Below are 15,157 nucleotides of genomic sequence, written 5' to 3' on the forward strand. Positions count from 1 at the left end.
AAACCTTCTACTTAATATAGCTTTCGATGGTGAGACTGAGCTGCCAAGCCCTCCTCCAACGCCACCGCTTGAAAAAGTCACTTATGAAATAAGCGATCCGCAGAGAGTCAAGCACCATTTGTTAACCTTAACGGGCTTAGCTGCTAATACGACTTATTCTTGTAATGTTTATTCTTCGGATATCACAGGCGATACAGTTAGTGCGCCGCTAAGAGGCTCAACGGCAGCTGTACCAGATACAGAAGCCCCAGAATGTGTCGGTGAACCCTCCGCAACGGGCTATGTCGATTCGGCACAACTTACTTGGTCTTCAAGTGAGCTGACTACCGCATTGCTTAATTACCGCCCCGTTGGCGCGGCTGACTGGTTAGAAAGTGGCACAATCAATTTATCTACACAAGATTCTCTGCTACTTACAGGCTTGACTCCCGAAACGGAGTACGAACAACAAATCACTTTAACTGATGTGGCGGGTAATAGTGCTCAATGCCCGTTAGGATATTTTGAAACTATCGCACCAGGAACGATTCCAGACGCGGTATTTAGCTTGCAGCCCGTTGTAAGTAATATCAGCGAGCATAGTGCTACGGTCAGCTGGAGTACCGTCCAACCATCTACTGGCAATGTCCGCTATGGTGAGGCCGACAGTGATTTAACTAAACTTCGTTCAGATAATCGTAGCCTCAGCAATCACAGCCTGGAGCTTTTGAATCTCGAAGCTAATACCATGCATTACTTGCAGGTTGATGCATTTAATATCCTTGGTGAGAAAACTAGTAGTGAGATTGTTAGCTTTACAACGCTTCATTTCGATAATGACTTTGATAATGACGGTGTAAGTAATGATGTGGATAACTGCCTGTTTACGCCAAACCCAGACCAAATCGACAGTGATAATGACGGTGCCGGGGATGCTTGTGACCCGCCTGTATTGGTCGACAATGACTTCGACAACGATGGAATACTGAATGATGTTGATAATTGCCCGACCACGCCGAACGCTGATCAAGCTGATAGCGACAACGATGGTTTGGGTGACGCCTGCGATGCGCCGAATAATAATGACAATGACTTCGATAATGATGGCGTACTTGACGATAACGATAACTGTCCTTTGGTTCCAAATGCTGATCAAGCTGATAGCGACAATAACGGTATTGGCGATGCTTGTGACGCCCCCTTAGTATCTGACGATGATTATGATAACGACGGCATACTGAATGATGTTGATAATTGTCCGTTAATTCCAAACACTAACCAGCTTGATAGTGATAATGATGGCATTGGTGATGTATGCGATACACCGGCCCTAGTTGATTACGACAGGGATGGTATTCCAGATGAAAGCGATAACTGCCCTTTGATTCCGAATAGTGATCAGGCTGACCGTGACAATAATGGTATAGGTGATGCTTGTGATGTTCCGCTTATCTCAGACGATGATTATGACGATGACGGCGTGCTTGACGGAGTCGATAACTGCCCATTAACACCTAACCCGGATCAAAGTGATAGTGATAGCGACGGGATAGGTGATGCCTGTGATGCGCCTTCCGTTATCGAAAATGACTTCGATAACGATGGAATACTTGACGAAAATGACAATTGTCCACTAATACCCAATGCAGATCAGAGTGATCGTGACGCTAATGGTATTGGCGATGCATGTGATGTCCCCGAGATTATTTCACCACCGCCACCGGAGTTAGTTGGTATTAGCTTAAGCGGTGTTGTTAATGGTGAGGGAAGCCCCGTTGGAGGCGCGGAAGTAGCAATCTATAATAGTCAAAAACAATATCTGAGTTCTGTGGCTACATCGTCGGACGGTGCGTACTTATTTGAAAATATGAGTGCTGGCGATTATTTCATTGGTGTTACTCCGCCATCAGAAAGTGGCCTCAGCAACCCTACCCTGCAGGAAATAAGTATTGCTGGTCGCGACGTCGTTCACTTGATTACATTGATAGGTGACGCACTGACCTTATCTGGTTACCTAAAAGATAGTCAGGGGCGCGTGATCGATAAGGTTCAAGTAAGCTTGCATCAGCAGAGCACTGGTAACCAGGTGGGCAATAAAGTACTCACTGATACGCAGGGCCATTTTGAGTTTGCAGTATCGCCGGGCAACTATAAGTTAAGACCTTTGGTAGATGTGTTTAACTCAGCTAGCGTTTCGGCAGTTCCTGCTTATCCAGTACCCGATTACGCGGCAATTTTTCATGAGCCGCAGAATATTCAGGTTAGCGCGAATACTTCTCTCGATATTACGCTGCCCCTAGCTTTGCTTTCCGGTAAGACTGTAGATACCTTCGGCAACGTAGTGCCTGGCGTTGCGCTATCAATTCAACATCAATTCTCTACGACGACTCAGGACTACTATCTTGAAAACTATGCGACAGACTCCTTAAGCAATGCGATATCTGACGATAATGGCGACTTTGAATTCGCGATTTTCACTGATCAGCCAGTCGACATTATGCTTACGCCTCCGGGAGCACGTAACGACCTAGCTGTGACAACTATCCAGGATTTCAGTATCAGTGAAGATACACGTCAAAACTTCACTTTAGTCGAAGGTGTATCCCTTTCAGGTGTCTTGCAGGATACGCAGGGTCGACCTATAGACAATACAAAACTCAGCTTGCACCTCCAGGAAAATGACGCCCAAGTTGGCGGCGCTGTTTATACAGACGAAAATGGTACTTATCAATTTCAGGTAGAGGCAGGCACGTACAAAATTAAGCCTCATTTAAACCCCTTTGGTCGCGGCGAAGATTCAAGACCCACCTATCCCTTACCTGATTTTGCAACGGTGTTGTTTGCTGAAGAAAATATTGTTGTTGAGTCTGCTACGGTTCAAGATGTGATCTTGCCAATGGCTGTTTTGAGTGGAACCATTAGCGACAAAAACGGCTCACCAGTTGCCGCTACGCGCGTGACAATTAGCCATATCGCGTATCAGCAAAACGGAAACAGTGACACCGGTTTTTATTTGGAAAGTCAGGGCAAGTCGCCTGCGACCCATGCTTTGAGTGACGCTAACGGTGAGTTTGCATTAGCGCTGTTTACTAATCAAAGTACTGATATTAATTTTGTGCCGCCGCTAGGCAATCAGCTTGTTAGTAGCACCCTAATTAGTGATTATGTCATTACGCAGGATACAGCTGATTCTTTCGTTTTAGCGCAGCCTTTCACTTTATCTGGCTACCTGTTAGATGAGCAGGGCAACCCGATAGACCATACAATGATTACCGCACATAATCAGAGTAATCGTCAACTTGCTGACACACCCGTTCTCACCGACAGCGAAGGTTATTTCGAGTTTAAAGTTTCCTCTGGAAACTATCAGTTAAGGCCTTACTTACAGACCGAGAATCAAGTTGATGACGAGGGTGTTGTTACGGCTTACCCTGTACCCGATTATGCTGCAGTTTATTACGCTGCCAGAAATATTAGTGTTTTCGCTAATACCTCAGTTGATGTAACGATTCCAATGTCAGTATTAAGTGGAAAAGCACTCGATGCCAACGGCGTCGCTGTTCCGGGTGTTAAATTGCGAGTAGATCATGCATATACGCGTGATTCGATCAGCTACTACATGGAAAATACTGGTGATGGCATCAACAGTAATGCGATCAGTGACAGTAATGGTGAGTTTGCATTCGGCTTATTTACAAATCAAGAAACTGGCATATCAGTTAATCCTCCAGAAAGTTCAGGGTTCGCTATCACCAATGTTAGCCATACTATTACCCAGGAAACCAGTGAAGATATCTGGCTAATTCATAGTGATTTTGCAGTACCAACAATTATTGCTGGTCCTTATGTTAAGCATATCACCGACTCAAGCGCTGTTATCGAATGGACAAGTGATAAACCTGGCTCAAGCATTGTAGATTTATCAAACGGCTTACGTTATCAATCAGACACACTAAGCACTGAGCATAGCGTCGTCGTGACAGGGTTGGACCCCGAGACTCTCTATCAGGCAGATGTCCATTCATTAGATAAAGATGACCGCGCTTCTGAAACACTAAGTACCAGTTTTACAACGCTTGCTGTACCGGATTATCGGGCACCCTTGATACTAGAAGGCCCTTATGCATCAAATATAACGCATGAGCAATTTACCTTATCTTTGTGTGCAGATGAGCCGGTTAGAGGCTCGATATATGTTGATGATCAACACTTCACTCTTTCGGATTTAGCGATTTGCCATCAAATTCTTATCGAAAGTTTGAGTCCGAATACTGCGTACACAGTTATTGCTGAAGTAAGTGATGAGCAAGCTAACGGCCCTACAACAAGTCAGGCAATGACTGTCACCACCCTGCCCGCCCCCGACATCAGCGCTCCGAACATCTTACTGATGCCAATGGTTATTGATATTTCCGATACCAGTGCGACAGTTATCTGGACGACGGATGAAGCATCAACAAGTGGTGTATCTTATAACGATGGCAGCCAATACCATGTGGTAAGTGATCAACGTTTTGTCTTAGAGCACTCAATGCCTTTGGCAGATCTTTTACCTGAAACAGAATATACCTTAACGGTATCTTCCACAGACAGGCATGGAAACGGCCCGACTATCAGTACGCCGATAACCTTTACAACCCTGGCCTCACCAGACACCATGGCACCCATTATTATCGGCAGCCCATTAATACAGAATATTACACATCAAAGCGTCGTCATTCGCTGGAAAACTAGTGAGCCTGCAACGACTCGTCTAGTAATCGGTACTTCGATAGATGAGCTTGAGCAAATTGAAAGTAAAAACGGTTTAAGGGCTTCGCATACTTTGCCAGTGACCGGCTTACAGCCTGATACATTTTATTACTTCCAAGTTCAGACCGCTGATGCGCAAGGTAATCTTGCAATGAGTGAGGTTATGTCCTTCCGCAGTAAAGTTAGAGGCCATCAAGGCGATCCTCACTTTATGTCGGAAGTGGAGGTTCTCGAACTTAGCGGTGCCACGCTTAGTGTCTACTGGGAAACCGATGTAAACGCTGATGCGCGATTGGTATGTACAAGCGCCGCCGCGACGCTTGAAGTGCACGTATCTAAACCAACTAAGAAACACACGCTTACTTTGACCACTTTAGTGGAAGGTAATAGCTATACTTGTACCGCATATTCCACTGATCATCACGGATATACAGCAAGCAAGCAAATTAATACGCTTATCGAAGTTGCCTCTAGTAAGCTAAGAAGTATTTCAACAAGTTCAGACAACACTGCGCCAATTCTGACCGCAACACCGGTTCTTGAAAGTTTCGGTGAGCTTGCAAGCTTAAGCTTAGTAAGTGATGAATTGTCGGTTGTATTTGTAGAATATAGACCTGAAGGTTCTGCTGATTGGCAAGCAGCGGGCTCACAATCCGAGAAGCTGTCGCACTTTATTCTGCTTCAAGAGCTAATCCCCAATAGCAGCTATGAGCTACGATATGTGTTGGCTGACATTGTGGGCAACCAAACATCTTTCCAAACAATTTCTTTTAACTCCGGTAGCTTGATCGATCTACCCTTGCCTGCTTTCAGCTCGCAGCCGGACGTAAGCTTTATTTCAACAAACACCGCGCTTGTTGAATGGGCCAATACCGATCAAGCAATTGGCCAGGTAAGCTTTGGTACGGCGATCGATGACTTATCTTACAAAGAAGCCAATATAGATAGTGCGCTGAGTCACCAAGTGAATCTTGTGAACCTTGATCCTGCGACTCATTATTATGTTCGTGTAGACGCTTATAATTTACTTGGCGAAATGGTTAGCAGTGACACCCTTAGTTTTGTTACGTCTGCTACAAGCGATAATGCAGACAGTGATAATGACGGCTTGCCGGATGTATGGGAGATCCAGTTCGGCTTGGACCCACAAGATGCCAGCGATGCATTTATTGACCAAGACAACGATGGTTTGAGCAACCGAGAGGAATTCGCTGCGCAAACTGACCCTAATAGCGCTGATAGCGATGTGGATGGTATTCCAGATGGTTGGGAGTTTGATCACAACCTCAACCCAAATGATGCAGCAGATGCTAGCCTTGATACTAACAATGACGGCATAACGAATTTGGATGAATTCCTTAGTGCGGCAGATACTGAGGCGCCGGTGATTGATTTGGTTTCTGAAATTACGTTGGCGTCTAATGGGCCATTAACTGCAGTGCCAATGAGTAATATTAGTGCAAGCGATAATGTTGATGGAAGTGTCGCGCTTATTAATTTAGATGAGACCCACCTACCACCGGGGCATCACATAGTTAACTGGCTCGCAGAAGACTCGGCCGGTAATAGAACAATTGCCAGCCAGTCTATACAGATAATACCGCAACTTTTGTTAAGCAAAGCTCAGGTCACAAGTGAAAACAATCGTGTTTCAGTTAACTTGAGCTTATCTGGGGAGGCACCAGTTTACCCTGTGCTTGTTCCTTACAGTCTTGGTGGTACAGCTAACGAAAATGATTACGACTTACTTACTAGCTCAAATGTCACCGAGCAGTCCACTAAGGTCAGCGGTGTCGTCATTTTTGACGAAGGCATGACTGCCGAGCTAGTACTAGAAGTCTTAGATGACCAAATTGTTGAAAGTGATGAGCAGCTTATCGTTACATTTAATGATCCGGTCAATGCGGTGATAGGTGCGAACGAGCAGCATCAGATCACGATTACAGAATCGAATATTGCCCCTAGATTAAACGTGACCGCAGAGCAAAATGGTTTGGCGCTTACAACGCTCAGTTCAGGTGAAGGCTTGGTGACTATTCATGCGCTTGTTGATGATTTAAATTCGGCTGACTCACACTCATTTGACTGGAGTAAAACCGACAACCAGCTAGTAGACCTTGACGGCGACTCAAGAACGCTTACCTTTGATCCGGTCAATTTAAGTACAGGCGTATATATCGCCGAAGTGAGTGTTACAGACAACGGTACGCCAAGTAAAGCTTCAAATGCACGTATAAATCTTAGAGTGATTGATACCTATCTTACATTGTCGGCAAATGACGATTCTGATGGTGATGGAGTCAATGATTTCGTCGAGGGGCGACTAGATTCCGACTATGATGGTATCGCTGACTACCTTGATTTTATTGACGGTTCAGCTTTGTTGCAGCACCGAGTAGGCAGTGACGATGAATATCGCTACCTAATGCAGGTTGAATATGGAGCGTCTCTATCCTTAGGCACAGCCGCTATGACGGACCCTAATGGCGGCGCATTACTCAGTGCGTTAAATCTGGGGGATATGGGATTAGAAACTGATGCTGAATTCGACTATGCCAGCGGCCTATTTGATTTCGAAATTCATAATGTGTTGCCAGTTGGAAGTAGTATTCAACTCGTTATTCCGCTTATAGAACCGATTCCTGAAGAAGCAGTGTATCGTAAATTAGATCCAATATACGGCTGGCAGAACTTTGAACTTGATAGCAATAACCAACTATATTCAAGTGCAGGAGAGCCAGGCATTTGCCCTTCTCCTGGAAGTACTGCTTATCAACCAGGCTTAACGCAAGGCCACAACTGTCTAATGATGCTAATAGAAGATGGCGGTGCCAACGATGCAGATGGCCAGGCTAATGGTACTGTGCTTGATCCAGGGGGCGTTGCCAGCTTAGTTTCTGAACCAGTAACTGAACCCACTACGAGCAAGGGTGGCAGTGGTGGCGGTTCAGTCTTCTGGATGCTGTGGCTTGTAGCGTTGCTTGGTTTAAAGCGAATTACACTAAGAGAGCGCCTTTAATTGAGTTTTATATCTTACGTACCAGAAAACCTGGTGCGTAAGATAAACGGGTATTTAATTCCCTCTATGACCCGCAGTGACGCTGTTTAGTGGGTTACGTAATCCTTAAATGTCGCTGGCTCGGCCAGAGATAGCGCTGAGCATTTCTTCTGCCTCGTCATAAGACATGTACTTTGCAACGGCGTAGGTTGAGTTAGCTTCTTTAAAAGCACCCTGAATAATTTCAGAAAAATCTGAGCGTTTTATTTGAGGTATCGTGTTCTCGATATTTAGCGTAGAAATCAAATTTTTGACTTCACTAATAAACGCTTCAGCTAGCACTGTATCATTATCATTTCTGCTGCCGAGACCCAGGCATTGTGCAAGTTCAGCCAAGCGTGTCGTGCTCGCAGCTTTAGTGAATTCAAGCACATAAGGCAGAACTTTTGCATTGGATTCGCCATGGGGTAGTTTGTACTTAGCACCTAATTGGTGGGCAAAAGCATGCACATACCCTAATCCGGCGATATTTATCGTTAAGCCTCCGTAGTACGAAGCCAGCGCCATCTTCTCTCGTGCTTTAGCATTGTTGCCACGTTTGTATACCTTCGGTAGGTTTTCAAAAATCATTTGAATACCTGAACGAGAATAATAGTCAGACTCTTCGTTTGCCATGCCGCTTAAATAAGATTCGACAAGGTGGGTTAAGGCATCCATCCCGGTTGCTGCAGTAATAGCAGGAGGAAGGCCCTTCATTAAATCAGGGTCTAGTGCCGCTACTAAAGGAACTATTTTTGTATCAATAACAAGTTCTTTTTTGTGGGTAATGCTGTCAGAAATAACGGCACCAATGGTTGCCTCAGAGCCAGTACCCGCAGTGGTGGGAATTGCAAAGAAAGGCGCAGAAGGTTTCTTGCCCTTTAAAATGCCAACCAGATCTCGAGGGCTCACTTCGTTACTTGCAGCTAAAGCAATAACTTTAGCAGCATCAATTGAAGAGCCACCACCAATAGCCATTACAGAATCACAGTTTTGCTGTCGATACTTACGGAGGCCACTTTCAACTACTGTGAAGGTAGGGTCAGGCTCTACTTCGGTAAATAGTGAATACTTCATCCCAGAAAGATTTAACTGTTCAAGTACTGGGTCGAGAAGGCCCGTATCGTAAAGTGCCTGGTCAGTAACAATCAAAAGTTTATTGAGGCCAAACTGAGAAACCGATTCACAAAGGTTGATTGATGCACCTTTGCTCATAAAGATCGTCGGTTTTGGAATGTTAAGTAAATAGGTAACGGCCTTAAGACCCGTTACATATCCCTTGCCTACTAATTGATTCTTGAAACGGGAGAGCTTCAATGTGTTGACAATTTTGGATTCCAATTCGTCGATTACCTTTGGCACTTTTATCGTCATACTTGCGCTCCTTAAGGTTATTTTTGTTTTTGAAGCTTGCCGTAATTACGCGCTTATTACTAAAACTTTATTTGACTAGCTCGCTAATGTTAATTTTTACTTGTTGCTCGGAACCTAACTCAACCAGTTCAGCTCGGCCTTCAAAATCGCCACTTGCTGCGCTAACTTGACCCGACTTGGAAACACGCGCAGTAACATTTACGAGCTTAGCATCGGAAAGCTTAGCTGCAGGACTCATTGCGTCAGCGTCACTCAAGTTAATTGTTAGAGGAAGCTCAGAAACAGTATGTCTACTTGCAGCAAGAGGCGGGCTAGCTTGATTCGCGTTTTCAGCGTTTTTTACAAATACAAACACGGTATCACCGGGTTTAACTGAGCCGAGAAGTGTTTCATCAAGCGATACGAATACATCAATTAACGAACCGCTGCTGTCGCTGGAAAAATCTGACAGTTCGATACCTGCACGGCGCTGCGCTTCATTAATGCCTTGTTTCATCTGGCCGGCGGCCGGATGTTCAGGATAAGCCTCTAAAACTTTAGACCAGTACTCAATAGCTAGTGAGAAGTCCTCAGACGTAAACGCATTGATTGCTAATAAACTTAAGGTATTTGGTTCGTTTGGGTTTAGTTCTAATGCCTTGTCAATCGTACCTTTAAGCGCGTCGGTGAAAATGCCCTTGGATGCGTAATATTGAGCCTGAGCTGTAATTCCGTAGGTTGCAGCAAGATCTTGATAGTTTATCTCGGGAGCCTCTTTTAACAAGCGAGTAACTTGTTCGAATGCGTCGACAGCAAGAGAATAGCGCTCGGTGTTCATTGCGGTGCGTGCTAGCAGGCCCCAGCCTTGAATGTTATTTGGGTTATCTTTTAGCTTGGCGTGTAATTGTTCGAGTAAGGCAGAGATGTCACCGTTTCGTGCTTGCTCAGTGGCACTAGCGAGCTCTGCATTACTTTCACTTCCTTCAAGATAGGCAACAACATCGTTGTAAGCGCCATAGTGGTTATAAAGAGCGGCGCTTAGTGCGACAACAACGGATACGCTGCCAAGTATAATTCCAATTGATGAGAATTTACTTAGCGAACTAGAGGTGGAATCAGAGTGGCTTTGATCGATACGATCGGCATCTTCGAGCAGCGTGTTATCAAGTTCTTCCTTAAGTTGAGCATATTGCTCGTCACCGATCACACCGCTATTTTTATCTAACTGTAATTCATTTAAGCGTTCTTTATATATTAATACATTTTGGGCAGTACGTTCTTTATTCTCGTTGGCCTGAATCTTATTCTGCTTGATTGTTTGTCGCTGGATAGATGCGAAGCGAAAGCTTGGTACGATAACAAACAAGCTTGCAAGGCATAGTAAAAGTAAAGCGGGTAACCAAAAGTCGTACATTAAGATTTATCCTGATCGTTGTCGGCATCAAACTCACGAAGCAATGCCTGAACTTTGTTGTTTGTACTGTCGGCCCTAGAATCAGATACCGAATCATTGCTCGTTGATGTGCCAGGTTTATCTTGATTGGTGTTTCGCTTATTACGAACAGCGTAAGCGATAACGCCCATGCCAAAAATGATAAAAATCCAAGGTCCATACCAGAGCATTAAGGTTTCACTACTAACTTTTGGCTTATAGGTGACGAAATCTCCAAAGCGATCAATCATAAATTGAACAACTTCTTCAGGACTACTCCCTTCTTCAAGTAAACGGTGAACCTCTTTGCGCATGTCGGCAGCAATTGGGGCGTTAGAGTCAGCGATATCTTGATTTTGACATTTTGGGCAACGGAGCTCCTTAGTCAACTCAAGGTAATTCATGCGCCTTTCTTCATCAGAAAACTGATAAACGTCTATATTTGCGCTAATAGGAAGCGAAAAGAAAGTTGTAAGGGAAAACAGCAAAATTAATCTGCTTGTGAGCTCGTTCATAGCACCACCTTTCCTTCGAGTTTGTCGATCAAAGGCTTAAGCGTCGAGTGCCAGACTTTGTCATCAACGACACCAACATGGCGATGCCTGACATATCCGTGCTGATCGATAATGTATGTCTCTGGAGCACCGTAAACACCTAGATCAAATCCAAGCTTTCCCTCAGGGTCGTAAATGTTGAATGTATAAGGGTTGCCTAGTTTTGCAAGCCAAACCTGAGCAGCATCACGCTCATCCTTGTAATTTAATCCAGCGATTTTGACGCCCTGCTCTGACAGAGTGTTTAGATAGGGGTGCTCAACTCGACACGATGGGCACCAGGTTGCCCAGACATTTAAGAGCATTACCTCACCGCTGAATACTGAGTTATTGAGCTGCTTATTTTGGTCTGACAAAGAACTCAGCTGAAACTTCGGTACTGGGTCGTTTAGCCGTGCCGTTTCTAGTTTGGTAGGATCCTTACCGATAGCGGTATATAGTATGAGCCCAAGAGCAATAGTAAGAACGAGAGGTGTGAAAAGGACGATTCTTTTGTTCATACCAGGCCTCCATTTTTATTGTCTACGAGTTTTGACTTTAAGCGATAACGACGATCACTTATCGCAAACAATCCACCTAGCGCCATAAAAATAGTGCCAAGCCAAATCCATCTAACGAAGGGTTTTATTTGAATACGAACTGCCCAGGCACCGTCAGTGAGTGGCTCGCCTAAAGCAATATAGAGATCACGGAATAGCCCGGCATCAATGCCTGCTTCCGTCATAGGGCTGTTCTTAGAGAAGTAAACTCGCTTCTCGGGGTGTAATGTGGCGACTTCGTTCCCTGATGCAACCGAGGTAACACGTACCGTGGCACGATCAGCCTGATAGTTAGCGCCAGTATAGGGATCTAAGCTTTCAAATACGAAGTTGTAACCAGACACACTCACTTGCTCGCCAGGCGCCATACGAATATCTCTTTCTTCAGATTCAACCGACACTAGCGTTACGCCTAGAATACTAAAGGCAAACCCCAAGTGGCCAAGCGTCATTCCAACATAGGAACGGCTGAGTCGTCTCAGGCCGCGAATGCGTCCGGCTTTGTTCTCTGATTTCTGATATACGTCTTTTAAGGTAAAGCCGGTAATCCAAAGCGCTAGAAATGACCCAAAAAACGCACCGACATGAAATTCTTCAAAAAGAATAAATGGCAAGGCGAAAGCGATCAATACCGCCGACAAGGCAACCCAGCGTAGTTGCTTAATCAAAAGTGAAAGCTCAGTGTTTTTCCAACGCCCGACAACACCAAAACCCATCACGATCGCTAAAATGGACATCAGCGGTGCAAAAACGGCGTTAAAGTAAGGAGGCCCAATTGATAGTTTGCCTGCGCCGATAAAATCTAATACTAATGGATAGAGTGTACCCATCATAACTGTGACCCATGCAACGACCAGTAATAGATTGTTTACCAGCAAAAAGGTTTCCCTAGATAGCATGCTAAATTGAGCTTTGCTGCGAACCTCGGGAACCTTGAGCGCATAAAGTGTTAGAGAGCAAACCATTGTGATGCCGAGCAAGCCAAGAACGAATTGACCGCGAGCAGGGTCCGATGCAAACGCATGAACAGATGTTAGCACCCCAGAGCGAACAAGAAAGGTCCCGAGTAAACTGAGCGAAAATGCAAAGATCGCGAGTAATACAGTCCAGCTCTTAAATACTCCGCGTTTTTCGGTTACAGCCAGGGAGTGTATTAAAGCGGTACCCACGAGCCATGGCATAAAGGAAGCGTTTTCTACTGGGTCCCAGAACCACCAGCCACCCCAGCCAAGTTCATAATATGCCCACCAGCTACCCAGGGAAATACCTAAGGTGAGGAACGCCCAGGCTACTGTAGTCCAGGGGCGTGACCATCTAGCCCAAGCTGAATCTAGTTGACCGCTCATCAATGCGGCAATCGCAAAGGCAAACACAACCGAAAAACCGACATAGCCCATATAGAGCATTGGCGGATGAACGATCAGTCCAAAGTCTTGAAGTAGAGGGTTTAGATCAGCGCCCTCTGCTGGAAACTCCGGTAAGTAACGGTCGAAAGGGTTTGACGTCAAAATAATGAAGGATAAAAAACCGATACTTATCATCCCCATTACCGATAACACTCTTGCGAGAATATCTGAAGGCAGTTGCTTGGAAAATAACACAACAGCCGCAATCCAGCCGGAAAGAATCAATGCCCAAAGTAATAAAGACCCTTCATGACCACCCCAAATTGCACTTATCTTATATTGCAGTGGTAACAGTGTATTGGAGTGGTTGGCTACGTACTGAACACTAAAGTTATCTTGGACAAACGCAATACCCAGGCAAGTGAAGCTGAGTACCATAAAAACGAACTGCCCCCAGGCTATTGGACGGGCTAGATAGACGCACAATGCATTATTGCGAGCAGCTCCCCATAGTGGAACGACAGCCAATAAAACGCTTAGTGAAAAAGCGATGACTAGTGCAAGATGCCCTATTTCTGGTGTAAACATCTACGGCTGTCCTTCTTCGACGGGTTTAGTATGAATGCCTTTTGGCGCGGTGCCACCAGACTTTTCTAAAGCGTCAGCAACTTCGGGCGGCATATAGTTCTCATCGTGCTTGGCTAGAACTTCATCGGCTATAAGAACATTGTTCTCATCGAGCCGGCCAAGCGCTACAATCCCCTGTCCTTCTCTAAAGAGGTCTGGCAGTATTCCTGTATAAGAAACCTCTACGTTTTCTTTATAATCGGTTAGCGCGAAGGTGGTGGCCAAACTATTTTCGCTACGTTTAACGCTTCCCTCTACAACCATGCCTCCAGCACGAATACGAGCGCCCTTTGGGGCCTCTCCTTGTGCGATTTGTGTTGGGTTATAAAATAGATTTATATTTTCCGTCAAAGCGTACATGGCCAGACCAATCACGGTCCCAAACCCAACGAGAAGAAAAATAATAAGTGTAAGGCGTTGTTTGCGCTTAGGGTGCATCAATTATTTCCACCTGAAATCAATACTGAAAGATTAGTAAAATAGTTAGCAAATCGTCTGCTAAGGCTCAGTCTGTGCGGTTTGTTTATTCTTGAGTTCCGTGCGTCGATATCTCTGAGAAAGCTCGCGAAGAATAGACTTTCGTTGCATTAGCGGTTGAACATAGGCGATAAGGAATACTAGCAAGCCTATACCGTAACATAGCCACACGTATAAACCATGCCCACCCATATTTAAAAACTCAGAAAAGCTGTCAAAACTCACTGACGCCTCCTAACAAGTAAAACCATTTTTGTTGAACTAAACATGTCGCTAGCGAACTCCGGACTGCTTTACGATGTCCTGAACCCATCTGGTTTTTCGCTCTCGAAGCAATATTTGGTTCTGCATTCTGATAATAACAAGTGCCGCGAAAAAGCAGTAAATACCGATGACCATCACTAATAAGGGTATCCACATTTCTGGCACCATTGCTGGTTTCTCGGTTAATTTAAAGGTTGCTGGTTGATGCAGGGTATTCCACCACTCAACAGAGTATTTAATAATCGGGATGTTCACGACGCCAACAAGCACAGTAATGGCAGATGCCCTTGCAGCCATATTTGCATCTTCAATAGCGGTTTGAATCGAGATCACACCAAAGTATAGAAACAGCAAAATAAGCATGGCGGTGAGCCGTGCATCCCATACCCACCATGTACCCCAGGTTGGCTTGCCCCAAACCGCACCAGTGAATAAAGCTAAAAAGGTAAATGCCGCACCAATTGGTGCAGCGGAAGAAATAAATATATCAGCAATTTTCATGCGCCAAACAAGAGATACTAGAGCAGCTGAAGCCATCATCATGTAGCAAGATTGAGCGAGAATCGCGCTTGGCACATGCAGGTAAATAATTCGGAAGCTGTTTCCTTGCTGATAATCAGGTGGAGCAAAAGCCAGGCCCCATGTAACCCCTGCTGTTATTAAGCCAAGTGCTGCAATCAGAAACCAGGGATAGTACTGTTTCGAAATATCATAGAACCACTTCGGCGAACCAAGCTTGTGAAAAAATGTCCATTTCATGGAGTTACTTCTTAACTAGCATAGATTGATTAAAATAC

9 protein-coding genes are annotated in these 15,157 nt (G+C 44.9%); 1 reads left to right on the plus strand and 8 read right to left on the minus strand.

From position 1 onward, the window contains the following. Window positions 1-118 precede the first annotated feature (118 nt). The gene (locus A3735_RS27995) at window positions 119-7,750 is read left to right on the plus strand and encodes a thrombospondin type 3 repeat-containing protein (protein ID WP_231882682.1); all 7,632 of its coding nucleotides are present in this window, start codon (window positions 119-121) and stop codon (window positions 7,748-7,750) included. 105 nt (window positions 7,751-7,855) lie between these two features. On the opposite strand, the gene A3735_RS28000 is transcribed toward A3735_RS27995, so the two are convergent. The 8 genes from A3735_RS28000 to A3735_RS28035 all read right to left on the minus strand — a co-directional run bounded on the left by A3735_RS28000 (window position 7,856) and on the right by A3735_RS28035 (window position 15,119). Further along, window positions 7,856-9,142 carry an iron-containing alcohol dehydrogenase gene (locus A3735_RS28000; protein ID WP_068510746.1) on the minus strand — a complete coding sequence of 429 codons (1,287 nt, stop codon included), beginning with the start codon at window positions 9,140-9,142 and terminating at the stop codon, window positions 7,856-7,858. 67 nt (window positions 9,143-9,209) lie between these two features. Beyond that, a complete protein-coding gene (gene ccmI, locus A3735_RS28005) occupies window positions 9,210-10,535 on the minus strand; it encodes a c-type cytochrome biogenesis protein CcmI (protein WP_068510744.1) in 1,326 nt (441 codons plus the stop codon). Then, window positions 10,535-11,068 carry a cytochrome c-type biogenesis protein gene (locus tag A3735_RS28010; RefSeq protein WP_068508837.1) on the minus strand — a complete coding sequence of 178 codons (534 nt, stop codon included), beginning with the start codon at window positions 11,066-11,068 and terminating at the stop codon, window positions 10,535-10,537. The genes ccmI and A3735_RS28010 overlap by 1 nt, the downstream gene beginning before the upstream one ends. Continuing rightward, window positions 11,065-11,607: a DsbE family thiol:disulfide interchange protein gene (locus A3735_RS28015; protein ID WP_068510742.1), complete on the minus strand. Its 543-nt coding sequence runs from the start codon at window positions 11,605-11,607 to the stop codon at window positions 11,065-11,067. Before A3735_RS28015 ends, A3735_RS28010 begins: the two co-directional genes overlap by 4 nt. Next, complete coding sequence (locus A3735_RS28020; RefSeq protein WP_068510739.1) at window positions 11,604-13,580, minus strand: heme lyase CcmF/NrfE family subunit; 1,977 nt, start codon at window positions 13,578-13,580, stop codon at window positions 11,604-11,606. The genes A3735_RS28015 and A3735_RS28020 overlap by 4 nt, the downstream gene beginning before the upstream one ends. Beyond that, window positions 13,581-14,057, minus strand: coding sequence for a cytochrome c maturation protein CcmE (gene ccmE / locus A3735_RS28025; protein ID WP_068510737.1), 477 nt, complete (start codon window positions 14,055-14,057; stop codon window positions 13,581-13,583). A 60-nt stretch (window positions 14,058-14,117) separates the two neighbouring features. Further along, window positions 14,118-14,321: a heme exporter protein CcmD gene (gene ccmD, locus A3735_RS28030; protein ID WP_068510734.1), complete on the minus strand. Its 204-nt coding sequence runs from the start codon at window positions 14,319-14,321 to the stop codon at window positions 14,118-14,120. Between the two features lie 48 nt (window positions 14,322-14,369). Then, on the minus strand, window positions 14,370-15,119 hold the full coding sequence (locus A3735_RS28035) for a heme ABC transporter permease (RefSeq protein ID WP_068510731.1): 750 nt from the start codon (window positions 15,117-15,119) through the stop codon (window positions 14,370-14,372). Between the last annotated feature and the right edge of the window lie 38 nt (window positions 15,120-15,157).

This window comes from Oleiphilus sp. HI0061, from assembly GCF_001635675.1.